The 24533-nt window shown below is 39.7% G+C and carries 25 protein-coding genes; 10 read left to right on the top strand and 15 right to left on the bottom strand.

The annotated features are described in order from the left end of the window. Positions 1-44: 44 nt before the first annotated feature. On the bottom strand, positions 45-668 hold the full coding sequence (locus J4N24_RS16250; protein WP_207534762.1) for an FISUMP domain-containing protein: 624 nt from the start codon (positions 666-668) through the stop codon (positions 45-47). Between the two features lie 143 nt (positions 669-811). Between J4N24_RS16250 and J4N24_RS16245 the strand changes: the two genes are divergently transcribed. Further along, positions 812-1837 carry a hypothetical protein gene (locus J4N24_RS16245; protein WP_207534761.1) on the top strand — a complete coding sequence of 342 codons (1026 nt, stop codon included), beginning with the start codon at positions 812-814 and terminating at the stop codon, positions 1835-1837. After that, positions 1767-4052, top strand: coding sequence for a hypothetical protein (locus J4N24_RS16240; RefSeq protein WP_207534760.1), 2286 nt, complete (start codon positions 1767-1769; stop codon positions 4050-4052). Before J4N24_RS16245 ends, J4N24_RS16240 begins: the two co-directional genes overlap by 71 nt. Before the next feature lie 76 nt (positions 4053-4128). On the opposite strand, the gene J4N24_RS16235 is transcribed toward J4N24_RS16240, so the two are convergent. From J4N24_RS16235 to J4N24_RS16225, 3 genes are all read right to left on the bottom strand, one after another. Beyond that, positions 4129-4707: an acetate uptake transporter gene (locus J4N24_RS16235; protein ID WP_207534759.1), complete on the bottom strand. Its 579-nt coding sequence runs from the start codon at positions 4705-4707 to the stop codon at positions 4129-4131. A gap of 104 nt (positions 4708-4811) precedes the next feature. Then, positions 4812-6500, bottom strand: a complete 1689-nt coding sequence (locus tag J4N24_RS16230) for an RluA family pseudouridine synthase (protein ID WP_369806236.1) — start codon at positions 6498-6500, stop codon at positions 4812-4814. 273 nt (positions 6501-6773) lie between these two features. Further along, on the bottom strand, positions 6774-7298 hold the full coding sequence (locus J4N24_RS16225; RefSeq protein ID WP_207534758.1) for a hypothetical protein: 525 nt from the start codon (positions 7296-7298) through the stop codon (positions 6774-6776). A gap of 136 nt (positions 7299-7434) precedes the next feature. On the opposite strand from J4N24_RS16225, the gene J4N24_RS16220 reads away from it, so the two are divergent. Further along, entirely contained in the window at positions 7435-7629 is a 195-nt protein-coding gene (locus J4N24_RS16220; RefSeq protein ID WP_207534757.1) for a hypothetical protein, read from the top strand. Positions 7630-7831: 202 nt separating this feature from the next. On the opposite strand, the gene J4N24_RS16215 is transcribed toward J4N24_RS16220, so the two are convergent. The 3 genes from J4N24_RS16215 to J4N24_RS16205 form a co-directional block, all read right to left on the bottom strand. Beyond that, the gene (locus J4N24_RS16215; RefSeq protein ID WP_207534756.1) at positions 7832-8392 is read right to left on the bottom strand and encodes a GNAT family N-acetyltransferase; all 561 of its coding nucleotides are present in this window, start codon (positions 8390-8392) and stop codon (positions 7832-7834) included. Positions 8393-8465: 73 nt separating this feature from the next. After that, a complete protein-coding gene (locus J4N24_RS16210) occupies positions 8466-9572 on the bottom strand; it encodes an NADH:flavin oxidoreductase (protein ID WP_207534755.1) in 1107 nt (368 codons plus the stop codon). 9 nt (positions 9573-9581) lie between these two features. Next, on the bottom strand, positions 9582-9881 hold the full coding sequence (locus J4N24_RS16205) for an ArsR/SmtB family transcription factor (RefSeq protein WP_305795152.1): 300 nt from the start codon (positions 9879-9881) through the stop codon (positions 9582-9584). A gap of 186 nt (positions 9882-10067) precedes the next feature. Between J4N24_RS16205 and J4N24_RS16200 the strand changes: the two genes are divergently transcribed. Together J4N24_RS16200 and J4N24_RS16195 are read left to right on the top strand one after the other, a co-directional pair. After that, positions 10068-10913: a hypothetical protein gene (locus tag J4N24_RS16200; protein WP_207534753.1), complete on the top strand. Its 846-nt coding sequence runs from the start codon at positions 10068-10070 to the stop codon at positions 10911-10913. Positions 10914-11059: 146 nt separating this feature from the next. Next, the gene (locus J4N24_RS16195) at positions 11060-11887 is read left to right on the top strand and encodes an SGNH/GDSL hydrolase family protein (RefSeq protein WP_207534752.1); all 828 of its coding nucleotides are present in this window, start codon (positions 11060-11062) and stop codon (positions 11885-11887) included. Between the two features lie 82 nt (positions 11888-11969). Here J4N24_RS16195 and J4N24_RS16190 read toward each other — a convergent pair whose 3' ends face one another. From J4N24_RS16190 to J4N24_RS16180, 3 genes are all read right to left on the bottom strand, one after another. Further along, complete coding sequence (locus J4N24_RS16190) at positions 11970-13391, bottom strand: PQQ-dependent sugar dehydrogenase (protein ID WP_207534751.1); 1422 nt, start codon at positions 13389-13391, stop codon at positions 11970-11972. Positions 13392-13491: 100 nt separating this feature from the next. Beyond that, positions 13492-14736: a family 1 glycosylhydrolase gene (locus tag J4N24_RS16185; protein ID WP_207534750.1), complete on the bottom strand. Its 1245-nt coding sequence runs from the start codon at positions 14734-14736 to the stop codon at positions 13492-13494. Between the two features lie 42 nt (positions 14737-14778). Then, positions 14779-16170 carry a hypothetical protein gene (locus J4N24_RS16180; protein WP_207534749.1) on the bottom strand — a complete coding sequence of 464 codons (1392 nt, stop codon included), beginning with the start codon at positions 16168-16170 and terminating at the stop codon, positions 14779-14781. A 160-nt stretch (positions 16171-16330) separates the two neighbouring features. Here J4N24_RS16180 and ytxJ point away from each other — a divergent pair, with 160 nt between their 5' ends. Together ytxJ and J4N24_RS16170 are read left to right on the top strand one after the other, a co-directional pair. Beyond that, positions 16331-16666 carry a bacillithiol system redox-active protein YtxJ gene (ytxJ, locus tag J4N24_RS16175; protein ID WP_207534748.1) on the top strand — a complete coding sequence of 112 codons (336 nt, stop codon included), beginning with the start codon at positions 16331-16333 and terminating at the stop codon, positions 16664-16666. A 41-nt stretch (positions 16667-16707) separates the two neighbouring features. After that, positions 16708-17094 (top strand): hypothetical protein, encoded by a 387-nt coding sequence (locus J4N24_RS16170; RefSeq protein WP_207534747.1) that lies wholly within the window; start codon positions 16708-16710, stop codon positions 17092-17094. Positions 17095-17109: 15 nt separating this feature from the next. Here the strand turns inward: J4N24_RS16170 and J4N24_RS16165 are convergent, their stop codons facing one another. Then, the gene (locus J4N24_RS16165) at positions 17110-17970 is read right to left on the bottom strand and encodes an SPFH domain-containing protein (RefSeq protein WP_207534746.1); all 861 of its coding nucleotides are present in this window, start codon (positions 17968-17970) and stop codon (positions 17110-17112) included. Between the two features lie 349 nt (positions 17971-18319). Between J4N24_RS16165 and J4N24_RS16160 the strand changes: the two genes are divergently transcribed. Continuing rightward, complete coding sequence (locus tag J4N24_RS16160; protein WP_207534745.1) at positions 18320-19678, top strand: glycoside hydrolase family 28 protein; 1359 nt, start codon at positions 18320-18322, stop codon at positions 19676-19678. A gap of 299 nt (positions 19679-19977) precedes the next feature. Next, positions 19978-20598, top strand: a complete 621-nt coding sequence (locus J4N24_RS16155; RefSeq protein ID WP_207534744.1) for a hypothetical protein — start codon at positions 19978-19980, stop codon at positions 20596-20598. A gap of 30 nt (positions 20599-20628) precedes the next feature. On the opposite strand, the gene J4N24_RS16150 is transcribed toward J4N24_RS16155, so the two are convergent. From J4N24_RS16150 to J4N24_RS16140, 3 genes are all read right to left on the bottom strand, one after another. Further along, positions 20629-21453 carry an alpha/beta fold hydrolase gene (locus J4N24_RS16150; protein ID WP_207534743.1) on the bottom strand — a complete coding sequence of 275 codons (825 nt, stop codon included), beginning with the start codon at positions 21451-21453 and terminating at the stop codon, positions 20629-20631. A gap of 156 nt (positions 21454-21609) precedes the next feature. Beyond that, complete coding sequence (locus J4N24_RS16145) at positions 21610-22002, bottom strand: hypothetical protein (protein ID WP_207534742.1); 393 nt, start codon at positions 22000-22002, stop codon at positions 21610-21612. 163 nt (positions 22003-22165) lie between these two features. Next, positions 22166-23464, bottom strand: coding sequence for a glucuronyl esterase domain-containing protein (locus J4N24_RS16140; RefSeq protein ID WP_207534741.1), 1299 nt, complete (start codon positions 23462-23464; stop codon positions 22166-22168). A gap of 193 nt (positions 23465-23657) precedes the next feature. Between J4N24_RS16140 and J4N24_RS16135 the strand changes: the two genes are divergently transcribed. Further along, positions 23658-23909 (top strand): hypothetical protein, encoded by a 252-nt coding sequence (locus J4N24_RS16135; RefSeq protein WP_207534740.1) that lies wholly within the window; start codon positions 23658-23660, stop codon positions 23907-23909. A 29-nt stretch (positions 23910-23938) separates the two neighbouring features. On the opposite strand, the gene J4N24_RS16130 is transcribed toward J4N24_RS16135, so the two are convergent. Continuing rightward, the gene (locus J4N24_RS16130) at positions 23939-24532 is read right to left on the bottom strand and encodes a TlpA family protein disulfide reductase (protein ID WP_207534739.1); all 594 of its coding nucleotides are present in this window, start codon (positions 24530-24532) and stop codon (positions 23939-23941) included. Position 24533 lies beyond the last annotated feature (1 nt).

Raw genomic sequence — 24533 nt, 5'->3', positions numbered from 1 at the left:
GTAAAATTTATTTTTCAGGTTTTTAATCTCCCAAGACTAAGATTCTATTGCGCATCCTTCACGAAGCGAACATTGAAACGATCAGGTTGATTTGTTTTTCCATAAAAGCTAACATTGTATGTGGTATTATTTCCGCTTTCCATAATAGAAAAGGTTCTATCACTTGAAGTCCAGAACTCGGCATTAGCCCCTCCTATTGGGTAAGCGTTATCGATACTATAACCTCCAGGATACGCATTAAAACCGGAGGTGTTGGTGCCAGAAATGTTATTCCAGTTGGTTTTGGATGTCAAAGCCTTTAACTTTTCTGCATTCTGAATCTGTGCTCCAACAAAACTTACTCCTATCGTTGTAAGTAGTTTGCGATAGTCGGCTTCGGTAGGTACTCTCCAGCCTGCCGGCAGAGTGAATTGCTGAACCTCCTCGTAAGTATAAAACTTGCCGTACTCTGGTTTACTTGTAGTTGCATCATTCCATATTCCTCCCTCTCCTGAATAGTTTGTGTTTATCCAATGTTGGTCACCTATTTTTACTATTTCATAGGCTTTTCCGCCAATGGTTACTTTTTCTAATTGAGCTTCTTTTTCAGGTTCAGAGTTATCTTTCTTTTTACAGGAAACCGCAATTAACAAAGTGAATAAAGTCAGACCTAATAATTTAATTTTCATAACGTACCAGTAAGATTTATACAAGATTTACGTATAATCAAAAAGCAACGTAACAGAGTTAAAAAAATTAATCGGAGAAAGAAGGGAATGATTCGAGGCCATTTTCCTAAATTCGCCTCTTTAAAAGCAGCAGAAATGCATCTATGAAACAAATATTCTTTAAAATATTTTGTTGCTTTATCCTTCTTCTTTCTTTAGGAGCATGCCGGAGAGAATCAAAAACAGAACCCGCTTTTTACTACTGGAAGACAACGTTCAACCTGCCGGCGGAGGATCGTTTACTCCTAAAGAATCTATTCGTTAAGAAGATTTACCTCCGTCTATTTGATATCAGATGGGATGAGGCCAAAGGCTCAGCCTTACCGGCAGGAGTAATAAAGTTCAAACAGGAACTCAAGGATCAAACAATTGTCCCGGTAGTTTATATTACCAATAAAACTCTTGTTAATTCAGACCAAAAGGGCATTGATTCCCTTGCTGTTAATACCTTTCGGCTTTTGGGTAATATAATGTCTAACCACAATATCGCTTACCAATCTATTCAAATTGACTGCGACTGGACTGAAAGCACCAAAGAAAAATATTTCAGGTACCTAAAAATATTAAGAAAGATCAGCGGGAAACCTCTGGAAGCAACTATCCGGCTACATCAGGTAAAATATAAAGATAGAACTGGAGTGCCACCAGTAGAAACCGGAGTATTGATGTACTACAATATGGGAAAACTTACCGGACGTTTGGATGCGCGAAATTCCATATATAATGAGGTTGACGCCTCGAAGTACACCTCATATATAAGCAACTATCCCTTGCAGCTCGACATTGCATTACCCCTTTTTTCATGGACCATTCAAATCCGGGATAGTAAAATTAAAGGCTTGTTTAACAAGTTAAGCACTGCAGATCTTTTAAATTCCGGAGCATTTAAATCCTATCCTAATTACATGATTGCAAAACGCTCGTTTTTTTTCAAGGGTATCTATATAAAAGAAAACGATATTTTTAAACTTGAAGAGATCAATACAGAAGTTTTGCAACAAGCTACAGAACAACTTTCAACAGCTCTTCCAAAAAATAACAAACGAACAATACTATTTTATGAACTCGGTAACCTCGACCATTTTCAGTTTAAGGCAGAAACGCTTAAGCAAATATCTTCTAAGTTTTAGTGCTACCATGCTTATTGCTGCTGGTATAGCATGGGCATGTGCTGGTGGAGACGAAGAAGACCCTTCTGTATTTGCTCCTGAATACTTTGTTGATCCTGACTATAGTCCCTTCTTCTTTGAAACTTCCCATCGATTTTACAATTCAGAAAGACTTTATGAAAATAACGCGGCAGACAACAATAAAAGATTTAATGAGGAGACTACCAGCGACTGGTCAGGATTTCTAAATAATTCTATCAAAACGCCTGATCTTGAAACTTTACTTTTTAAACTATCTGCAGCAGGGGTTGATTCTGTGAACCAAAATCGACTAGGAAAAACTGGTAGTCTTCCAGGTATATATCCAGATCTTTCAGGCTCCAAATACAAAAAGAAAAAAGTTGATCAGTTTTTTGAATACTTGAAACTTGCAAAACAGGCTGAAGCTTATGCCGTGAACGAGGAGGATTACTGGTATGAGCCAGTTCCTAAAAAAAACGTTGACCCCAGTTTGGAGATAAAAATAAAAGCTGCATTTCAAAACACAAAGGAACCTTTCCTTAAACAACGTTATTGGTTCCAGCTGGTTCGTTATCACTTTTTCAATAGCCTTACTACTGAAAAGAATAACCCTGCAATTGATGCAGCCTTCAACAGCTATAAGAACTCTCAAAGAAACGCTCTCTACTATCGCTCACTCTCCTATTTGGCAGGCTATTACTATCACCAGAAAAAATATGCTTCCGCTAACTATTTATATAGTTTATGCTATGATTACTCTTTCAAAATGAAGATCCCTTCAGCCTGGAGTTTTCATCCACAGGAGGAGCAGGATTGGAAACAAACACTAGCATTAGCAAAAAGCAAAGAGGAAGAAATCACCCTTTGGCACCTTCTGGGGATGGAGCATGATCCTGTCAGAGCAATTAAAGAAATCACAATAAGGAATCCGAAATCAGAAAAACTTGATGTTCTTTTAAGTCGCGTAGTAAATATTACGGAGTACGACCAGATGGATAGCTTGTATGCATCGGAATTCATGAATAAGGCAACAGCAGATAAAGACCTGACAAGTATTGATTCTATAACACGTACAGGAACTACCAGCAAGCCGTGGTTTTGGAACCTGGCCTCGGGATACCTTCATTTTCTTAAGAAAGATTATAAAAATGCAGGCATTTTCTACGACCGTGCTGAACGGACGATCCCATCTAAAGACACATTGATCAATGCGCAATACAAACTCCTGAAAACGCTGTTGCATGTGGCGCAACTAAAAAAACTAGATAAGACGACAGAAGATGCACTGGTAGAACCTTTAAATTGGTTAGCCGATATTAGGGATCAGAAGAAGCAGTTTAAAGATTTTAGGTATACAGATGCTTTGTACCCGGTCGCCCGTTCAATTGCTAACTTATACAAATCGCAGAAGGATCCGGTGAAAGCCGTTTGTTTTCAAGACGAAACCTCCTTCTATATGAGCAACTCGAACATTAACGCACTGCAAGCTATTTTCCTTAATAAAAACAAGACTGAATTTCAAAAGGTGATGTTGAGGTATTATCCTCATAAGCTGGAAGACCTATACTATCACCAGGCAACCATGCTAACCTATAAGGAAAAAGTTGATGAAGCGATAGTATTGATGGAAAAGGCCGGGGAAAAAGGAAACCAATTTGAATTAGCAGGAAACCCGTTTAATAGCCGGCTGAACGACTGTCATGATTGCGATCACGAAGCTCCTCAAAAATTAAAGTATACTCCCCTCAGCTTCTTGAAAGCGATAAAAGCAGCTAAAGATGAGTTGAACGCTGGGAAAAATACATTTAGAAATTCTTTTCTACTTGCCAACGCCTACTATAACATCACTTACTATGGAAATGCAAGATTGTTCTATCAAACAGATATTACCGGATACAGTGATTATAGTGGAGAGGCTATAACAAAAGAATTCCAACGGACCTTTACAGACCCCAAAATTGCAATGAAGTATTACCTGTTGGCAAAGCAATATGCTCAAACGGATGAACAACGGGCGCGAAGCACTTTTATGGCTAGTAAATGTGAGCGCAATGAATATTATAACCAGGTTGAAAGTAAATCCTATAATGATGACTTCTCTTATTTTCCAGGAGGTAAGTATTTTGCGGAGTTGAAACAGAAGTTTTTGAATACCAGATATTATCAGGAGATTTTGAAAGAATGCGGCTACTTTCGATCCTATGTAAAGTCTTAGATCTGAAAATCCAGGATACCGTACTTAGTTGAAGATTTGAAAAAACCTGCAGTTTTCATACCGCAGGTTTTTTTTACTATCCTATAGGTAAAACGGTTTTTCCATGAAGTTCATTCAGAACTTGTGCAATCCCTGCATATATTGCGAGGCCACCACAAATAATCCCCTCATATCCTGCAAAGGTTTTTATTGATGCATTTCCAGTAGCATCTCCTATTGCTAACAGGAAAAAAAGTACAGTTAGCGTTCCAAAAACCAGTTGTAATGCCCGGTTCAGCTTTAGGGTGCCTACAAATAATAGTAAAGTGAATATTCCCCACATTACCAGGTATGCAACTAGTCCGGTTTCAGATACAGCAGTGGCTAAACCAAGTTTTGGTAAAATGAGTAATCCAGCAAATGAAAGCCAGAAGAAGCCATAAGAAGTGAAAGCGGTTAAACCGAAGGTGTTATTTTTCTTACTTTCAATTATACCTGCTATTACCTGGGCCAAACCTCCGTAAAAAATACCCATGGCAATGATCATAGAATCGAGCTCAAAAAAACCCGCATTATGGAGATTCAGTAGAATAGTAGTCATACCAAAGGCGAACAAGCCAAGGGGTGCAGGATTTGCATACTTAGTACTTAGAACAATTTCTCTTTCTTCTTTCATTGTTAAAAATTAAAGCCGAAATCTCGACCTTTCTTTACAATGAAAATATGATCTAAGTTTCTTAAAGGAATGATGTGAGTCTTAGCTAAAAGGGCTTAAAACTTTCATAGATACTGTTCAAATTCAGGATCAACAGTAAAAGCTAACCTTTCCATGGTTTTGGGGTGATCGAATTCGAGGTATTCTGCATGAAGAAACAAGCGGTTGGCTTTGGTACCGTAAAGATCATCTCCCCATATGGGAACGTTTAAGCCTGAAGGATGAGCAGCATGCATTCTCAACTGATGGGTTCTGCCTGTGATCGGATAGAAGTAAATGAAAGTTTTTCCATCCTGTATCTTCTGAACCTCAAACTTGGTTTGTGCAGGCTTACCATATTCATAACATACCATTTGCTGCGGACGATTATCGAGATCCACCCGGAGAGGAAGATCAATTATTCCAATTCTCTTTTCCACCACACCATTCAGGACTGCCTGATACCTCTTCACTACAGTTCTCTTAAGAAATTGCTTCTGGAGATGCACATAGCTTTCATGATTCTTTCCAATAAGAATAATGCCTGAAGTGCTTTGATCCAAACGGTGCACTAATATGGCATCCGGGTACCTTTCTTTTATCCTGGTTTGAACTGAATCTTTTACGTAACGGCCGGGAACTGACAGAAATTCTGAAGGTTTATTAACTACGATAAAGTCCTCATCTTCAAATACGATACTCATCTCCTTCCCCTCTGCCGGATTATTTTCGAGAGGGTTATCATCTACAGCTAATCCCTCTAGCATAAATCCAAGAATAGGAAGACACTTCGACCTGCATGCCGGGTAGAAGTCGCCATGTTTACGCACCTCTGATTTAGGGGATTGTCCCCACCAGAATTCTGCCATGGTTATGGGTTGCAAGTTGTGGAGGTAAGCATACTGTAAGAGTTTAGGAGCAGCACATTCCCCTGCACCTGCCGGAGGAACAAGTCCCAAATCTTCAGTAAATATCGATAGCAGGCTCTTCCAGTCTTTGTTAGCGTTAAGGAATCTGTAATTCTCAAAAAGCTGTCTTTGCAGCTTGGCAGATGCTTGCTTCCTATCCTCTTTTAACTGCTCTATTTTCTTCAGGTAATTCCCAATAACCAGTTCAATCTCTTGAAGTTTTGCATCCCAGGATCGGGTTAGTACCCTTAAATCATACTGCTGTTTTAGACTCTCATTCTTCAGCTCTTCCAGTAATTGTTCTAAAGCCTCTGGCAACAAACTAATCTGAGCTTCTTTCCTGCGTTTATGCCGTTCTTTTTTTAAACCTCTGTGCTCAGATTTCAACTCTCCTATCTCTTGGGCGGCCAATGATTTCAATTCTTCAAGCTGCGACTTTAAACGCAGGTATTCTTTATCCTGCTCAAGAGTTTCCAAAGCTTCATTTAAAGCTGTCACCGCTCTTACCTCTGTAAGGTACATTCCATTCTCCTGGAACACTTCGTATACCGGAGGAACAAAATAGGGATGCTGTCTTCCCTGAGCCAGCTTGCCGGAGTAGGCAGCTAGAAAACCTATTTCATTCTCAGAATTTCTGACTATCAATACACCAAACATCTTTCCGATAACAATTCCTTCATGCTCAGGATCAATCCCGAAGTTATGCTCGTTATCGTACGACTTGCTAAGAAAATCCTGCACCTGCATTGCCGCTAACTTTGCAAGAGGATGAGCTTCATAACAGAAAGGATAATTAAATTTTTCGGGTAAAGACAGCGATGAAATGTCTTTTATAAAAGAATGAATTGCTGCCAGCTTCGTCTTCACGTATTCCACGGGTTAAAAATACTGGCTTTATACTAATTGAGAAAGTTTAGAGTAAGATTTGTGGTTAGTTATTACGGCACATAGTGCGGAAAACTGTATAAACAGCATTAATTGAGCCGGGTAGTATTAATGAGTATTGGTTTTATATTAAGAAAGAGCTTATAACTGAAAAGGTACAAACAAGTTGCATAGATTGTAACTATATAAAAGGGGCTGTATTAAGCTTAATGCCTAATACAGCCCCCTTGATGTAATTAATAAAGAAGTAATTAACTATACCCGGGTTCTGTCGCTACTCCATTCTCTGTCGAAGTAGTCAGCATCTTCCTGACTTCTAGGTGTAACACCCATGACGATGCCACCGTCTTTAATTCCAGATTCGTACTCTTTAGCACGGTCTTCAGGGATACCAGATCCGATTAAAGCACCAACTAAACCACCTGTTAAACCACCTGCTCCGGCACCTGCCAGTCCAGCAACCAGTGGTCCGGCAATTAATAAACCAAGTCCAGGAAGGGCTACTGATGTTCCAATTGCAGCGATAGCACCAATGATAGCACCTGCAGTACCGCCAATTGCAGAACCTGTACCAGCACCCTCTAATGCTTTATTTCCTAACTCTGAATCATGATCTGAATGTTCGAAATGTTTTTTTCTTGTTTCGTCAGACATTATCAGGTTGATTTCTTCTTGACTATACCCTCTGTCTCTCAGTGATTGAAAAGCCTGTTCTGCGCTTTCGCGGTCTTTGTAAAGATTTGTTCTTAAACCGTAAGAACCATTAGTGTTGTTTTCCATAGTTTCTAAGTAGGTTACTATTGTCCCTATTTAACTGAGACCTATAGAAGATGTTTTTCTATTTTTCTTTTTTTAATTTAAAACAAAGCAGTGAAACATCCCTTTAGACAAGAGATAAAAATCTATTGAAAAAATTATGAAAAACATTTTCAAAACCTTGTTCTGCGCATTAGCTGTTTCATTAACGATGGCTGCGTGTAGCTCAAACACAAAATCAGAAGGCGAATCATCAGAAACTTCTACTGAAGCCAATACAGGAGATACTGCTGTAGTAATGGATAACGACAGCCTGTCAAATCCTCCAACCACTGTGGATTCATTGAACAAGTAATAATCTGCTGATGCAGGTAATTCAGGTCGTTTTTAGCAAGACGACCTGTTTTTTTAAAAGAGAGGTTAGCTAATGAAAAGATTTTTTTATGTTCTTGCAGTGATTGTATGCCTGCAAATGCAAGCGTGTATCATGATTGGAGGAACCTGGTCTGAAAGAAGTGGTTGGAGTATAAGCTTTTTACCCTTGATTACCCTACTGGTTATCTTTCTGATTCTAAGGTTTTTCCGGCGGCGATAGTCCCTCCCGCCGTATTCCTGTCGAGCACCTTTTCATAGGCTTTTCTTACGCTTCCTCTGAAAAACACTTCCCCGCAATATACATAGCCTAACTTTTCAAAAATCCGTAGCATTGCCTGATTATCATAATTTGTGTCTGCCTTTATACTGTAAATATTCCTTTCCTCGGCAAATCCTTCTATAAACTCTAATATCTTCTGGCCCAGTCGCTTTCCCAAATAATTCTCAGAAATAGCCACACGATGAACAACAACGAAGTCTTTATTGGTTAGCCATTTACCTTGTATGTCAGCATAAGCTGGTTCATTATTTAACATTACAGCACAATACCCTACTATAATGTCTCCTTCTGTTAACACATACCCTGCACCACTTTCTATATCTCTCTGAATGACCATTGGATTTGGGTAACCATCCTGCCACTGATTACTACCGTCTTTTTTACGACGTTCAATAGCTTGTTTTAAGATATCCCAGATTTGAGATGCCTCAGATATTATCGCTTTTCTAAAGTGATATTGCATGCGGTGTTATAACTATTACTATTATAGAGCCACCACCTGAGGGAGATGGCTCTAATCTAAAACTTATTAATTATTAAGCCATTACTAATTCAGCCAAAGCATCTTTAGTGAATCCTTTTAATTCCTCTTTTCTACCTTCCCTTACTTTTTTAACCCAGTTAGGATCTGCCAACAAAGGCCGACCGACGGCTACCAGATCAAAATCACCGCGATCTAGACGACGTAATAATTCATCTAATGAACTCGGCTGGGACGCCTCGCCAGCAAAGGCTGCCAAGAATTCTCCTGTTAAGCCAACTGAACCAACCGTTATGGTAGCCCTTCCACTGATCTTTTTAACCCATCCGGCAAAGTTCAGATCTGAACCATCAAATTCAGGTTCCCAGAACCGGCGCTGAGAACAATGAAAAATATCTATACCGGCATCGGCTAGTGGACTTACCCACTCTTCAAGTTCCTGAGGATTAGCTGCTAATTTATTAGTATAAGCAGATGGCTTGAATTGTGATAGCCGGATTATTAAGGGAAGGTCTTCTCCTACTTGCCGGCGAACTTCCTTAATTACCTCTACAGCAAAGCGAGTACGTTCTCCAATTGTCTTTCCGCCCCAAATGTCGGTTCTTTTATTGGTTTCGTTCCAAAAAAATTGGTCAATGAGATAACCATGAGCACCATGGAGTTCAACAGTATCAAAACCAAGCCTCTTTGCGTCTGCAGCAGCGCGACCAAAAGCTGCGATTGTATCTGCAATATCTTCATCCGACATTGAATTTCCGTTTATAAAACCAGGGCGATTTAATCCTGACGGTCCTTCGAAAGGTACTGGAGGAACCCAACCAGAATGATGGTTATCCATCACACCCATGTGCCATATCTGAGGTGCCATCGCTCCTCCCGCACTATGCACCTCATCAATCACTTTTTTCCATCCAGCTAAAGCTTGTTCTCCATAAAAATGAGGAATGTTAGGATCGTTCGAAGAGGAAGGTCTTTCAATAACAGTTCCTTCTGAAAGAATTAGTCCAACTTCTCCTTCGGCTCTTTTTTGATAATAAGCTGCAACCTGTTCTGTCGGAATGCCTCCTGGTGAAAATGAGCGTGTCATCGGAGCCATTACTATACGATTTTTAATATTTAATGATTTAAGGCTAAACGGCCTAAACAAACTTTCTGTACTCATAATAATGATTTAAATTTTTGTCTCTATCAATTCACTTAAAGCAGCAAATGCCTCTTTGTCCCGAACATAATAGGTCCATTGACCAACTCGCTGAGCCTTTACCAAACCTACTTTTTGTAGCAAGGATAAATACTCAGAAACGGTGGACTGAGATAGACCTGCTTTTTTTTGAATTTGTCCTACACACACTCCATTTCCGTAACCAAACTCGGCCTGTTCAGGGAAATTCAACTCCGGCTCCTTAAGCCATTGAAGGATCTGTAACCTGGTTTTATTTGAAAGCGCTTTAAATATTTCCACTGGATCCATGCACAAATATATATCGACTTTTCCCGATATACCTATTAAAGAAAAGTTCTGACAATCCTGTTAAGATCAGGAGAAGCTCCTATGACAATTGAATCCTTTCCAGAAGCATAAGGAGAAAGGAAGGCCTGGCTGTACAAGCCGATCCAGGGCTGTAGCACTTTGCAAACCCTTGCCGTAATACTATACATGAAAAAACACAACACTTACCTGATTGCACTTATTCTTTGTTTTGTCGCTTGTAAAAACAATGAAACCAACGAACCAAAAGGTGTAGACACAGCACCAGTTGCCGAAGCCCAGTCAGCAAATGAAGTTATAGAAACGGAAAGATTGATCAATGAGCTGGAATTTGTAGCCAGAAGTATAAAAATTACTTACCCTAATTTACCTGGGATTTTAATGGGAGCTAACGTTACTGAAGGTTTTACTACCGAAGGGAAAAAGAAGTATGATATTGTATTTAATAATCTTACCGGTTCCGACAATAAAAAAAGAAACGGACTTCTAACAGTAGTGTATGAAGACGCAATCGAAAATGGAACCAATGTTATTGGGAAACACGTGCATGTGAGGTCTGATGAGGATGCCAGTTTGTATTCTGTTGACGGGATCAAATTCAAAGGCTCGCTAGTTTTCTCAAATATTTCAGCAGCAAAAGTCTCTACAGCAGTCACCATTGATCATCTGAATGCTCAAAGCTTCATCATTAAACCGGACGGAGGTCAGATAAGATTTTCGTCTACCAGAAAAAGCAAATGGATTGCAGGTAACACAACAGGAGATGTAAATGATGATGTTTTCGAAATGAGTAACCAAAATTATTCTCTTGCTATTGAGAAACAAGGTACAAATTTCATGGAAGTCAAACCCGCTCAGACAGTTATTTTAAACTCTTCCTGCCAGCAGTCTTTGTTCAGCCCTAAAAAAGGGCAATATAAAATTGAAAAACTCGGAGGTAAGACCTTCTATCTGTCTTTTGGTAATGGCAATTGTACTGATACTGTTTCTTTATCCTATAATAATATAAATTGATGATATTCAACCAGCAGCGTAAAACTGCTGGTAACCTTTTTCCTTGTCGTCCTTCAATACCTCCTGTCACAATTTCTTAATAAACTCCCTTCTTCTACAATAAACTTAGCCTTTTTTTACATTTGAACTCTCAATCAGATCATCGTATGAAAAGAGCGTTTATTGCTTTAGTTGTTTTTATCTTTCTAGCCTCCTTCGCTCCCAAAGAGAAATTGACATGGATGGCAATTGGTGATTCGATCACCTATCTTGACAATCACCCTGAACAAACCGGGAATAGGATTTCCAAAGGTTATATGTCTAGAGTTTCAGAAAAACTTCCTCGCATTCAATTTGAAAACCATGGACACAGCGGCTGGACGGCATCAAGAATGGCTGGCCAAATTGAAAAAGAAGATCTGAAAAAGGCAGATGTATATTCTGTATTCTACGGCACCAATGATTGGAATGCTGCCTTTCCTATTGGTTCTTTAAGTGATTATCAAAATAATACCGGAAATAGTACCTTCTATGGCGCGTATAGGACGATCATCAATAAGATTCGAAGCCTTAATCCTGACGCTAAAGTTATTTTGATCACCCCTATGCAGAGAGGCGACTTTGTGTATATCAGGGATCCAAAAAATAATGCAAAAGGATCTTATGCCGACCGGAAGGGAATGTACCTCTCTCAATATGCTGATGCAATAAGATCAATTGCTAAGGCAGAGAAATTTGATGTGGTTGACCTCTATTATAAAAGTGGGATGAAAGTAAAGGAGATGGTTAAGTTTAAACGGCTGAAGGATCCGGGAACGGGGAAATACAGAAGCTATAAATACCCCGACTATATCAATATGCCCTATAATCCCTCTACAGACGATTATCCTTATCCTGTTGAAGCGATTGACCTTACCTATGATGGTCTACATCCTTCAGATAAGGGAATGGAGATTATAGCAAAAATGATGGTGAAGATTATGAAGAACTATTAACAGAGGATATTGAATAACAATAAAGGCAGGTCAAAATCAGATGTGCCTTTATTATTTGCAGATCGCTGGACTTTTATGGGTCTTACTGTCCGGTGTAACTAAATTCTATTACTGCCCCTTTTTCATTACTTCCCTGGGGATCTTCTTTGGTGGGGCCAGAAGTTACAGAACTTCTATCGGTTATAAGATAGATCTTCTTGCCATCCGGCGAAATTGCTACATCTCTCAAACGGTTTCCCGCCTGAAAGTATGATTCCTCTTCTCCTTTAAGCCCTTTTCCCGAATCATCCACCTTTAGACGGATAAGCCTTCCAGTTTTTAAAGTTGGTATAAGTAAGGAGTTCCTCCAGCCAGGAATTGCGTTAGAAGTATAAACTTCCAAACTCGAAGGAGCTTCTGAAGACCAGTCAGATCTTCCAGCATTATTAGCAACTGCAGTAAAAAGACCTGTAAGGAAACTATTTTCATTGGGACTGAAAGCTTTAATAGGATTTCTGTAACTACTGCCGATCTTCGCGGCGTTTGCAGCCTCTTTTTCGATTAATGGGTAAGTTGTGTTCCATTTACCCGGCAAGCTATCATGATCACTAACGCTGGCAGCCAAACCATCGTAGTTTCCATCGTTATATCCTATTACTAAAGGGTGCCCGTAGTTGGCTCCCCTTTCAATCAAGTTTATCTCATCGTCAGAATAAGGACCGTGTTCGGTTGAGTACAATATCTTTTTCCCTGCTACAGTCACAGAAGCCAAGCCTTGAGGATTTCGGTGACCGATGGACCAGACAGCATTCCTGAAAGGATTAGAGTTAGGAACCCATCTATCGAGCGCTTCCTTATCATTATCCTCCTCAGTATTAAATCGCAGAATCTTCCCTTGATAATACTTAGGGTCCTGTGCGTGATTAGGTCTGTTTCCATTATCAAATTGCCCGGCTCCCATATCTCCTACCGAGTAGAACAAATATTCCTTCCCATCTATATCAGCTATATGAAGACGTCCTCCATTATGATCATTACTGCCAGGGATCGTATCGCACAAAACCTTCGGATTACTAAGGGTGAGCTTTTCCTTATTCCAGGTATACCTCACCACTTTAGTTTTAAAATAGTTACCAGCGAAATTCGAACGAGACTCAACAAAACGATAGACGTAGGCCAGGTAAACAAAGGGTTTTCCAGAATTCATTTTTGGATGAAGGGCCATTCCCATCAGGCCTCCCTGTGGCCAGGGCTTACCGCTAAAACTTCGTTCGGAGTTGAGGTCAAGGATTACCTGCGTTTTTCCACTAGCAATGTCAATCCTGCTAACTTTATAACCTTTAGACTCTGTTATCCATAAATAATCATCAGGACCATAAGTTATATCCCAGGGATCTTGTAAGTTTGATTGTAGAACCCTCTTTTTAAACTTTAGGTTTCCTTCTCCTTCTACCTTTGTTTGTGAAAGGCAGCTTGTAGCTACAGAACAAATTAAGAGACAGATATTTATTATTTTCCCAATCATGCTTGGTGATAACAGTCAAATGGCCAGGCAGTTTAAGGTTTTATTTTTTAGCCAATATTTACAGTCGGAACTTATCGATGAGCATTTTATACTTCCTACATCAACTCCAATTCTCATCTGGTTTAATATTAAGTCTTTTCGCGGCTTCCTGGATATCATCAAGATTAACCGGGTCACTATAGGGATCCTCGTCCAATTCAGTAACGCGATTTAGCTCTTTCTGCCAACGACGTATCTCCTGAATATATGGTTCGTAAGGCACCCGTTTCAATCTCCCGTTTTCATTTACCAAATCGCAGATCCCGTTGTTCAACCATTCACCGGTATGCCAGTCCTGCATGTCTACTGCGGGAAAAAGACAAACACCTTGCAGATCTATTCCCAAATCTACTGCTGCCAGGCTTTCTTCCATAACGTCTTTTAGCCAAGCGTCCCGACCGTCTTTCATGCCACTTGTTTCACTGATAATAACCGGTCTTTTATACCTCTGCCAGGCAAAATGAATTAATTCACATAACGAAACAATCCGGTCGTCCTGAGGATCCAGAGCCTGATGGGGACCGTTCTCCCTGAATTCCATCTGTCCGAAAGAATAATTATTAAGGCCAACAATGTCAAGAATTTCAGGAGAACCGCCGAATTCAGGGTGTAACTTTCCACAAAGGATATCCCAGGCTACGAAGGTATCGGCATAGGTTTCAAAAGCAGCTGCTGCTTTCAACTCAGGTCGGTCTAAAGGAGCTACGACTTGCACCAATGGATCCATATGGACCATCCTGGCTTCCGGCATCACTTCCCGGATTGCTTTAGCCGCCATTATAGCAGCTTTACATAAATTTTTCCTTAGACTGAAACGATCTTCACGGGTTTTCTTGTGCGGTGCTATCCATCCCCATTCGCCGCCTGCATACGAGAAGAAGGTTATTTCATTAATAGGCGTAAAGTAAGACGTCGTATTGAGACGTTCTGATATATATTTAGTTGCTGCTTTACAGTACTCTTCAAAACGCTCACAAAAACTTTCGGAAAAAGGATCAAGGTTATCCGGATAACCGTAATGACACAAATCCCAAATAGGCGAGATCTTATATTCGTTTAGAACCTCTATCACCGGGTCTAACATGGAGAAATCAAAGTAGCCAGCCCGGTCAACAAGAGGCCATGGTATTCCTTCCCGGGAGACGGCAATACCCAGACGGTGCAGCAAACCATAATCCTCTTTAAGGAATTGATCGTGCTGAGTTTCTGCAATGAGATTGCGGCGCCCCTGATCTTTCCAAATGAAGGTTGAGCATTCGAACCCTGAAATAAAAAAGGTTGGGAAAATACTATTGTAGTCGGTCATACGTCAACAAAAACCTTTAAGGCTTACAATAGTTTCATTCTTTTAAGGCATCTTCCAGGCATCTTGGGTAAGGCTAGGGTTAACCTCTATCGACGTTGTATTAAGTACGATCTTATTCTTTCCATCTGAGGATTCTGTAGTCAAAGGAAATTTCACTCCACTGGTATTGCTAAAATTGCGATAAACAGTATAACTTTCCTTCCCATTTACAGAGCAACCATTTCCCTTAAGCTCGTAGTTTTCTCCTATAAGATAGATCACTTTGTTCCCATCTATGTTAAACGAAAGCATATAATCTCCATGAGAATCCTCTAAAGTTCCATTAATAAAATTACTATTGAGTTTATTATGAAGTCCTAAAACTCCCTGGTAAAAGCCTAGTTTTAGTTCATTTTTTTCATTCTGTGAGAGCGGTTTACTTTTACCCTTCATCCATTGCCAGCCTTCATTGCCCTCTAATTGTTTAACCAGCAGAAGTTTATTGTTTTGCCATACCTCAGCCCGGATCTTTTTGTTTATAACGTCAGTTACAGCGATAGCCTTTAAGTTACTTCCAACTTGGGCAACCTCCCTCATTGTCTTAATCTTATCAATATTGGGCCCACCATAGTTGGCACGAACCTTCAACATCACATCATGGGCTCTGGAGGCTCTGGTCTCTTTCAAAGCATTCTCTCCCTTTTTCATTGCTGTGATTTTCTGGCCCTCGCTTTCTGCATCTGCTGATTCCTGCCGGAAATAAAACTCGCCATCCAATAAAATAAGGTCTTCCTCGTCGGGAGGACTGTAAAAAAAGCTATGTTTACTTACTTTGCCGTTGCCAAAAGTAAAGGTAATATTGCCGTCTTCCAGTTTATAACTCCCTGAAACCGCATTTTTCCCGTTTTCAAACTTCCCTCCTATGGTACCTCCATTTACATCACCACCAATGCTTGTTACCGAATTTCTATCAGAAGTAAACTTGCCCTTTCCATCGAAATAAAGAAAGTCTGTGGAAGACGTAAATACATTAGGCATTGCCGTTCCCATTCCGCCAGTGCTTGATGCCGACCTTTTTTCATAGCTAGACCGGGGTAGAGAACTTATCCTCTTAACTTTATGCAAGGCATGTTTAACACCAGCGGTACTACCTAAAGAACCATCCCTATTCAAACTATACCTTAATGTCCGGGGCTCATTTTTAAACTTCATGTCAACAAAACCATTCTTCACTATATAATTTCCGCCAACATCAGATCTCCAATTTTTCTGATCTAGTTTGTCAGTAAAGGTTCCATCGTTCCTGAAATAGAATACAAGCTGATTAAGCTGCATCCCGTCGAAAGGGGTAGTATAAAGCTCAGCTCCAACGTAAACTCCATTCAACTGCTGAGCGGCCGCTTGCAATCCAAAAGCAACAAAAAGGATAAGTAGTAGCGATCTGGTGTTTTTCATAGTACTTGCTGTTTGTAGAACTACTTTGAACTAACATTAAAATCTGAAAATTATTTTAACGTTCGCCATTTTTACAAAGGCAGCTCAAAGAACAAAAGACAATTAGTAAAAACGATCTGAAAGCTTTTGTAGTTTAAGTGTGAAAATCAGTATCTACAATATGAATTTTAGAAAGCTAGAAACAGAGGATGAATTAGCAACAATACAATCCATTAACGGGTATTGTGTAATTTTTAAACATAATACTACCTGTCCGATAAGCAGGGCTACAAGGATACATTTCGAAAAAGAAGCTGACCTTCTTCCTGTAGGAACTCCGGTTTATTTTTTAGACCTCTTAAGCTTCCGTGATCTATCCAATGCTATTGCAGATAAATTTCAAGTACGCCATGAATCTCCTCAAGTACTGCTGATTAAAGATGGAAAGTGTATTTACAACCAGTCGCATTATGATATCTCAGCAGGAGAAACTGCCGCAGCCATAAATCAGGGATAGGAGAAGATCACTATATCAAAGTCCTTTAGTACCTTTGAAACATGAGCAAAGTTTATCAAAAGATAATTCCTCCTGGAGATTTTGCAGGACTCCTGATTGCAGTAAATGAAACTGTGAAGCTTTTTTTCACTCACTTTGCCGACCAACAGCCAGAAAAATGTATGCTGTTTATTCCAAAGTATATGATCCCCTTTTTGCTTAAAGGGCTTCAGGAAACTCAACTTACACCTCCTTCAACCCACATTCAGGAACCCCTGGAAAATGGAGGTTCTTATTATTTCGGGCTACCTATTTATTACAACTATGAAGACTCGATTGTGGTAATGGCAGAAGATGCGTTAAGTTATCCTGAGGAAGAACAACCTGTTGTGAAGCTTTTTTTCGATGACAGGGTTTCAGTAACGGGTGTTAACTTGAATAGCCAGTAGTCAACACCCTTTAATTTATTGTATATTTTTAAAAAGTTGTGGCACTACTCCGTACTGCGGCAGTTTTCCGTCCCATTTTTCAATCATCTGTTGTTGTATTAATAACGGAGTGAGCGATTGTTGTCTTAGTCTGTTAGCTTCAGACTCGGCACGTGCCTTCACTAGTAGTGCAGCGGCTTCTCCTTCAGCTTTAGCCTTGGTTACCTGAGCTTCTGCAATGGCTTGTTTAGCTTCGTTTTCGGCTTTTAATCTCGCTTGGATAGAAGCATTCTTCTCATCGATCATTCTACGAAGAGATGCAGGAGGACTTATAGCCGAAGTAAGCTGATCGTAAATAAAGCCATCTTTCCCCAGATTCTTTGTAAGAATAGTTTGAATGCGGTCTTCAAACTTTTCTCGGTTAGACATTACCGAGTCTGAAGTAAATGAATTTGCAACAATACGGTAAGCATCATAGATAGTGTTACGCATAAATTGTTGTTCAATCTCACTTAGTGATTTCCGGTATTGCCTGTATATCTGAGGAACACGGGCTGGATTAATGTGATAGTTTAACTTAGGATCAACAGAAAATTCTGCAGCATCCCTTGTTGTTACAACAAAAGGCTCGTAATCTACTGATTGAGTAAAAGTGGGAAACTCTACGATTTTAGTGGTCCAGGTATTATACCATACCCTTCCGGTAACGATAGTAATATTGTCTACGCCCCTATCTGAGCCATAAAGATTTATTTTAATACCCACATTTCCAGCATCTATGTTCTCATAGGAGAAAGGCTGAATGATCCAGACAATGATAAGGACAACAAATAAAACGACGGCCTTTACAACTGGGGATCCAAGAAAAGGCCTCCCTTCTGAAGATTGAAAACTCATATATTATAAATTCTTGATAAGTACTTTAAATGGACGAAATAGAAGTATTACACCAATAATAATTTCAACAATACCGAGCGTAACAAACCAATCAGAAGGCCGGCTAACGTGATTACACCCTGTGGTGATCATGATAATGCTAAAAACAACCTGAAAGAGTAATAGAAAGGATTTCATTATAAATGATACAGCAAATGATAAGGTTCCGTTTTCAAATTATACCAGGCTAAATACCGGAACTAATTTAACAATATTCAAACTACTCATCAACAAAAAAATGTTACCTGCAAAAATCTATTCCTATCTTCGGGGACCAATTTTGAATTCAATAAAGTATTAGTGGGCAGGTATGAAAAAGCTTTTTATTCTTCTGATTATTTCAATCAATTGCATCTCCTGGACTAGTTCCGTTTCCACAGAACCCTCTGCAAACGAAAAACGGGACCAGATCCTGAAAAATATTATTCCTCCTAAGATCTCTAAAAATGTATTTACGATAACGAAGTTCGGAGCAGTAGGAGATTCCAAAACGGATTGTAAACCCGCATTCGACAAGGCCATAAAAGTAATCAGAGCGAAAAAGGGTGGTAAGATCCTTGTTCCCCCGGGCACATACCTTATCAATGGCCCTATCCACATGACCAGCAATCTTTGCATTGAGTTACAAAAGGGAGCCAAACTGATTTTCGGCACAAATCCGGAAGATTACTTACCAGCTGTGCTAACCAGTTGGGAGGGTACATTCGTTTACAACTACAGTCCCTTTATTTATGCCTACCAATTAGAGAATGTAGCCATAATAGGCGAAGGAGAGATTGACGGAAATTCACGCGACTCTTTCAGCAAATGGTCGGAGAAGCAAGGCGAAAGTCAGCTTTTAACGCGCAAAATGAATAAGGATAATACGGCTTTAAATCAAAGGATGTTTGGCAAAGGCCACTTCCTGCGTCCACAGCTAATCCAATTTTTTGAATGTAAGAATATCCTGATTGAAGGCATTACTATTAGAAACTCTCCTTTCTGGTGTGTGCATTTGCTCAAGTCAGAAAATATAACAGCAAGAAAAGTAAAATTTGAAGCTTTCAATAAGAACAATGACGGGTTCGACCCCGAGTACTCTAAAAATATTTTGATAGAAGACATTGACTTTAACAATGGAGACGACAATGTAGCCATCAAAGCCGGCCGCGATTACGAAGGCAGAAGGACAGGTATTAGCTCAGAAAACATCATTATCCGTAATTGTCGTTTCAAGGGACTACATGGTGTAGTCATAGGTAGTGAGATGTCTGCAGGAGTACAAAACGTATTTGTAGAAAATTGTAAAGCATCGGGATATTGCAAACGGGGTATCTATTTGAAATCGAACCCAGACCGGGGCGGTTTCATTCGTGACATTTACGTTAATAATCTCGAATTTGGGGAGGTAGAAGACTGTTTCTTTATAACATCGTTTTACCATGGAGAAGGAAAGGGCTTCGAAACTGATATCAGGAATGTTTTTGTAGATAATGTAAAATGCAGAAAAGCAACAAATGCAGGAGTAGTTATCCAGGGATACCCGAGTAAAAAAGTAAAAGACATTTATTTTTCCAATGTAACGATTGATTCTGCTTCTACGGGTTTAAGCCTACGCAACACAGAAAATATAGTATTTAATGACGTGATCATCGGCAAAGAAGTGAAAGAGCCCTCACACGTTAAATAACATCAATCATTAAAGGAGTCTCCTTGGCCATCCAAAGTACTCCTTTAATTTTTTCCCCTGTCTATCCTCCTATCTATTTGTTTAGCTTTCTACAAAAGGCCTCAATCTCTGTTGTATAATTGGGACGAAAATTACCCGAATCCCTACACCTAACATTCTCCATATCAATTCTCAGCTCCTTTTACAGCAGCCTAAAATTTTATCTCCATTGGCACAGTATTAGCATAATAAAAGCGAACCTTGATCAGAATTATTTAAGATCCAGGTATCGGTTTTTACCACCAATTTAATTTTGAAGAATGAAACGAGTGCTGTTGTCTATTTTCACCCTTTTTATAGGTGTCTCTGCCGGGTTCGCTAACAATAAATATGAAGGATATTACGTAAGTAAGACTGGTGACACCGTTAAATGTAAAATTAAAATCAGCTCGGCCTTGTTGAAAAAACAGGAACTGAATCCCCTATCTGTTACAAGAAATCTACGGATTGAATTACCTAATGGAGAGAATCAAAAGTTCAGTCCTAATGAAATTAAATCATTCACTATTACTGGTTTAACGAATAGTCCTTCAGAATTTAAAAGCATTAAAGGAGACAATGAACACTTCTATAGGGTGTGGGCTGAAGGAAAAATAAACCTTTATTCCTTTTATAGTGCTCACCCGTATGATCATTCCCCAGTTCCACATTTTTTTACTATTAATGAGGATGGTAAAATGACCGAGATCGCTCCTCGCGATGTCAATAAGTGTCTGGCCGAAATGATAAAGGACGACAAAGAACTCTATAACGCCTGGATGAACAAAGAATACGAGCAAAATGGTTTGGTGAGTATAACTCAACTGTATAACGCTCGTTACCTGGCAGCTTCAGCTCCACATTCAGAAAATACAACAACTCTTTCTGCAACAAAAAATTAATAAGGACTGTTCTGTATTTTCCTTCCCTTACTATTTTAAGAACCTCTCAATAGCACCTACAATTGCATCAGGAGCGGTAATATGGGGAAAGTGTCCTTCAGCTGCTACATATTCTATTTTACTATTTGGGATAGAGCGATGCAAATGCTCGGCAGCTTCCTGTGGAACGGCTAAATCCTTTTCGGACTGAATAATGAGCGTGGGATGTTGCACAAGTGGTAGAACAGAACGAAAGTCGGACTGAAAAATAGTCTTAATCAGAGAGAGAGCAATATCAGGCCGTAAAGACAAGAGGCCCGACATAAAGCCTTCAGCAAAAATCGGACGATCATCATTCCTCATCACCATCGTTGAAAAGCCCTTTGCCCATTGCTCATAATTGAATACGATATCGCTGTAAATAGTATTCAAATCAGCTTGTTCAAAACCTCCTGTATATCCTTCCTCATTAAGATAACGGGCTGAAGAACCAATGAGAATTAGGCTCGAAAAGAGATCGGGACGATCAACAGATGCAAGCAGCCCTATGATCCCACTAACGGAATGTCCGACAAAGGTGATATTTGTAAGTTGTAAATCCTCACAAATATCCAGCAAGTCCTGCTTATACCCGTTCAAATCTCTATATCTTTCAGGCTCATAAAAAGACAGGTCAGAGTGACTTGCGCCTATATTATCATAAAGAACAATTCGATAATCTTGTTCGAAAGCAGCTCTAACGAAATTCCAGACCTTTTGATTAGTACCAAAGCCGTGGCCAAATACCAAGGTTTTTATACTTGCCAGGTTACCCCGAACACTTACATTGTTTTTTGTTATAGAAGATTTCGAGCTGCTTGTCGCTTGTAAAGTCATATTTATAATCAGGGTTCTTAGCTAACACCGGGAGATGAGACAAGCAGAATGATGGCATTGGCAATAACACTGCTGTTTAGGTTATTACGATGATGTCCATGTTAAGTTTCGTTAAAGATAAAATATCTTTCACCTCCCGGTATGTCAGCTTATTGATTAATCCTGAATCGGTCCTGTCGAGAATTGTTTAATCATGTCATCCAATACCGATTTACCATAGCCGATACGTTCTGCGTACTCTAAACATAAGGTATATTCACGATCATGCAGTTCCCCATCCTCCATTGTCATTTGAACTAAAGTTTGTAGCTCCAACGTCTTTTGCAATCCATCCTCAGGAATTATAAAACTTAGGACCGAAAGATTGTCTACGAGAGGCATGAGATCTGCGGGGGTAAGACCAAGTTTGTCTCCAATTAATAGTAGTAAAGTACCCTCGCCATTGTCCAGCACTTTGTCTGCTGCTGCTACAAGTATGAGGTTCTGAAAGAACGCCAATTTCTTTTGTGGTGTATTAAACACCTCCTCTATTGATAAGTTGTTTTGCATAGTTCCTTATTTTGTGCTTTATCAGCAATACCTGATTAGCGGAATTAAGATTAATACTCTAATTCCCTTATGTGCACATAAGAAATATGATTATGCATTTTTTTGTTTCGCAGACTTCTATTATTCTACCCGATTGCTTCCGCAACCTTCCTTTCTTTTGTTACTATAGAAATTTTTTAAGATACTGAAGATATAGGGGCCAATCTGCGGGTATAGGACCATGACCACCAGCATGCATATAGTACCCCAGGGGATTAAACATTAAAGATGTATCGCTTGCAGCGGGGAACTCTTCCCCTGCAGGTCCTTTTTTTCCAAATAACTGATAGACAGGCTGGGCAGCCTTTGCTGCAAGAAACTCACCCTTGGGATCTGACCAGTAATCTGTATCACCTGTCTGCAACAACAGGGGGCGCGGAGCCATGAGCGCAACAAGCATATGAGCATCAACAGGAGATTCATTTATCCTGCCCGTATAACTGTGACGTTTAGGAGCAAATTGATAGTAGTATCTTGAAGTGTCAGTCATGTGTTCGACTCCTTCACCGTAATTTCGGCGACTTAATGCTGCTCCTCCCTCGCCAGAACAACTTGCAATTACAAGTTTAAACCTTTCATCCCTGGCTCCTGTCCACAATACTGTCTTCCCTAGTCGCGATGTACCTTGAAGAGCAACACGCTTTGCATCTATATCTTTATCCGTCTCAAAGTAATCCATTGCACGACTTAAACCCCAAGACCAGGCTGATATAGTTCCCCATTCAGAGTCTTTTACAGTCGTCTGCCCCGGCTTCAAGTAAAGGCTGCGTACGCCATACTTTAAGCCTCCTTTGAAATCAGGTTCTATATCTCCATAGTAAACCATGGCCACTCCTATCCCCTGGGAAATGAAACTTGCTATATTAATTTTAGAAGGGACTCTCTCTTCCGGGGCCAGGAGACGTTTTCCCTCTTTGGTCCAATAATACCCTCTCCTAACTGCAGGATCATCCACTACCATAGAGTTGGGCTGGAAATTAATAAGCAACAGTAGCGGAGAAGGTTGACTTGCCTTTTCGGGTAGGTAGATCAACAGATCCATCTTATTCTTCGAAGTATCATTACTGAAATAAATCCTTGTTTGTTTCCTCACAGCAATACCATTCAAGGCTCTTCCATGATCTTCTAAGGTCTGAACAGACATCGCTTTAGGCTTACCGGGGACAACACCAAATTGATGCTGCTCGAACAACTTCAGGAGTTCAGGCCTCCTTTTCTCCTGCCAGGTTTTACTATCTTTTACCAGCCTACCATTTTGTAGCCTTAAAACGTCAGGTAAAGTATAAGAACCTACAGAATCTTCACTATAATTTACGGGATGCCCCGCCACTACTTTTGCTAATTTTTCCTTTTGAGCCACAGCACTGGCAGCAGACAGAATGATAAGGCAACTGGTTCCTAAAGTTTTCGCTAATTTAAACATGGGTACGTGGTTAGTTTGGATCACTTACGTGCAATCATACGGCAACACAAAATAAAAAATCCAGAAATGAGATCCATATAAGATATGAATTTGTTACAAGAAGGGTCTGGAGTGATTTTAAAGAAAATACTATTTCATTCCTGATTAATTCATATTAAGTTCGCCGTCTTATATAAGTGTAGCTGAAACAAAAATGGAAGAAGGATTTAAAATACCCGTAATATACAAAGGCCAGGAAAGAGAATTTGAAGCAAGCTTAATAACTACAGGCTACATTCATAAATTTCATGTCAGTATCGAAGGAGTGGGATTATACTTTGAGCCAGATGAAGAGAGAAATTACCGGGCTGTTTTAGATGAAAAAGCAATGGAGAAGCAGCAAAGACCGAATGTTGAGCTAGTAAGATTAACAGGATTAAAGATCGAAGAGCTTTTTAAAAGATAGAATTCCAAGTAATTGTTATTATGTTCTTATTATCGAACTTTTGCTTCACTTAGGCTTAATAAAAACTCCTCCACTTTTTTACTTGAAAAATCGCCCGCTCCAGTATGCTTGAAAACAAGGTTTCCAGATTTATCCAAGATAACTGTGCTGGGAATAGAACCGTCTAACATTTCTTCAGGGATAGAACTATCGGCAGTGTAAACTGGAAGGTTAAAGTTCTTTCGAACCATAAACTTCTGCGCCTTTTTATAATTCCCATCTACATCCACCATCAGGAAGATAATACTACTATTTTCACTTAGCCGGGCAGACAGCCGATTGATCGTGGGCATCTCGGCAATACAGGGAGGACACCACGTAGCCCAGAAATTTATAAATACCACTTTCCCTTTAAGATCTGATAATCTTACTATTTCATTTCTTCCATTTTTAAAGGAAACCTCTAATCCCGGCTCCCTCAATAATACCTGATCCGGCTTAATACCAGGTTGGAAAAAGCCAATAGACATTAATCCCTGGATAGTCCAACTTTTAGCATCAGGACTAAACATCAAAAGCAAGGCAAGACCAAGTAGAGCAAAAGTACTTATTGAGGAAAAAGAGAATTTAGATACACTTTTCATT

Source organism: Desertivirga arenae (assembly GCF_017355785.1).
GTDB classification, from domain to species: Bacteria; Bacteroidota; Bacteroidia; order Sphingobacteriales; family Sphingobacteriaceae; genus Desertivirga; species Desertivirga arenae.
The sequence above is the reverse complement of the archived record's forward strand: the minus strand, read 5'-3'. Positions and strand labels throughout refer to the sequence as shown.

Coding starts and splice junctions, on each gene's coding strand:
- J4N24_RS16250 (WP_207534762.1), bottom strand. CDS start 668: ATGAAAATTAAATTATTAGGTCTGACTTTATTCACTTTGTTAATTGCG.
- J4N24_RS16245 (WP_207534761.1), top strand. CDS start 812: ATGAAACAAATATTCTTTAAAATATTTTGTTGCTTTATCCTTCTTCTT.
- J4N24_RS16240 (WP_207534760.1), top strand. CDS start 1,767: ATGAACTCGGTAACCTCGACCATTTTCAGTTTAAGGCAGAAACGCTTA.
- J4N24_RS16235 (WP_207534759.1), bottom strand. CDS start 4,707: ATGAAAGAAGAAAGAGAAATTGTTCTAAGTACTAAGTATGCAAATCCT.
- J4N24_RS16225 (WP_207534758.1), bottom strand. CDS start 7,298: ATGGAAAACAACACTAATGGTTCTTACGGTTTAAGAACAAATCTTTAC.
- J4N24_RS16220 (WP_207534757.1), top strand. CDS start 7,435: ATGAAAAACATTTTCAAAACCTTGTTCTGCGCATTAGCTGTTTCATTA.
- J4N24_RS16215 (WP_207534756.1), bottom strand. CDS start 8,392: ATGCAATATCACTTTAGAAAAGCGATAATATCTGAGGCATCTCAAATC.
- J4N24_RS16210 (WP_207534755.1), bottom strand. CDS start 9,572: ATGAGTACAGAAAGTTTGTTTAGGCCGTTTAGCCTTAAATCATTAAAT.
- J4N24_RS16205 (WP_305795152.1), bottom strand. CDS start 9,881: ATGGATCCAGTGGAAATATTTAAAGCGCTTTCAAATAAAACCAGGTTA.
- J4N24_RS16200 (WP_207534753.1), top strand. CDS start 10,068: ATGAAAAAACACAACACTTACCTGATTGCACTTATTCTTTGTTTTGTC.
- J4N24_RS16195 (WP_207534752.1), top strand. CDS start 11,060: ATGAAAAGAGCGTTTATTGCTTTAGTTGTTTTTATCTTTCTAGCCTCC.
- J4N24_RS16190 (WP_207534751.1), bottom strand. CDS start 13,391: ATGATTGGGAAAATAATAAATATCTGTCTCTTAATTTGTTCTGTAGCT.
- J4N24_RS16185 (WP_207534750.1), bottom strand. CDS start 14,736: ATGACCGACTACAATAGTATTTTCCCAACCTTTTTTATTTCAGGGTTC.
- J4N24_RS16180 (WP_207534749.1), bottom strand. CDS start 16,170: ATGAAAAACACCAGATCGCTACTACTTATCCTTTTTGTTGCTTTTGGA.
- ytxJ (WP_207534748.1), top strand. CDS start 16,331: ATGAATTTTAGAAAGCTAGAAACAGAGGATGAATTAGCAACAATACAA.
- J4N24_RS16170 (WP_207534747.1), top strand. CDS start 16,708: ATGAGCAAAGTTTATCAAAAGATAATTCCTCCTGGAGATTTTGCAGGA.
- J4N24_RS16165 (WP_207534746.1), bottom strand. CDS start 17,970: ATGAGTTTTCAATCTTCAGAAGGGAGGCCTTTTCTTGGATCCCCAGTT.
- J4N24_RS16160 (WP_207534745.1), top strand. CDS start 18,320: ATGAAAAAGCTTTTTATTCTTCTGATTATTTCAATCAATTGCATCTCC.
- J4N24_RS16155 (WP_207534744.1), top strand. CDS start 19,978: ATGAAACGAGTGCTGTTGTCTATTTTCACCCTTTTTATAGGTGTCTCT.
- J4N24_RS16150 (WP_207534743.1), bottom strand. CDS start 21,453: ATGACTTTACAAGCGACAAGCAGCTCGAAATCTTCTATAACAAAAAAC.
- J4N24_RS16145 (WP_207534742.1), bottom strand. CDS start 22,002: ATGCAAAACAACTTATCAATAGAGGAGGTGTTTAATACACCACAAAAG.
- J4N24_RS16140 (WP_207534741.1), bottom strand. CDS start 23,464: ATGTTTAAATTAGCGAAAACTTTAGGAACCAGTTGCCTTATCATTCTG.
- J4N24_RS16135 (WP_207534740.1), top strand. CDS start 23,658: ATGGAAGAAGGATTTAAAATACCCGTAATATACAAAGGCCAGGAAAGA.
- J4N24_RS16130 (WP_207534739.1), bottom strand. CDS start 24,532: ATGAAAAGTGTATCTAAATTCTCTTTTTCCTCAATAAGTACTTTTGCT.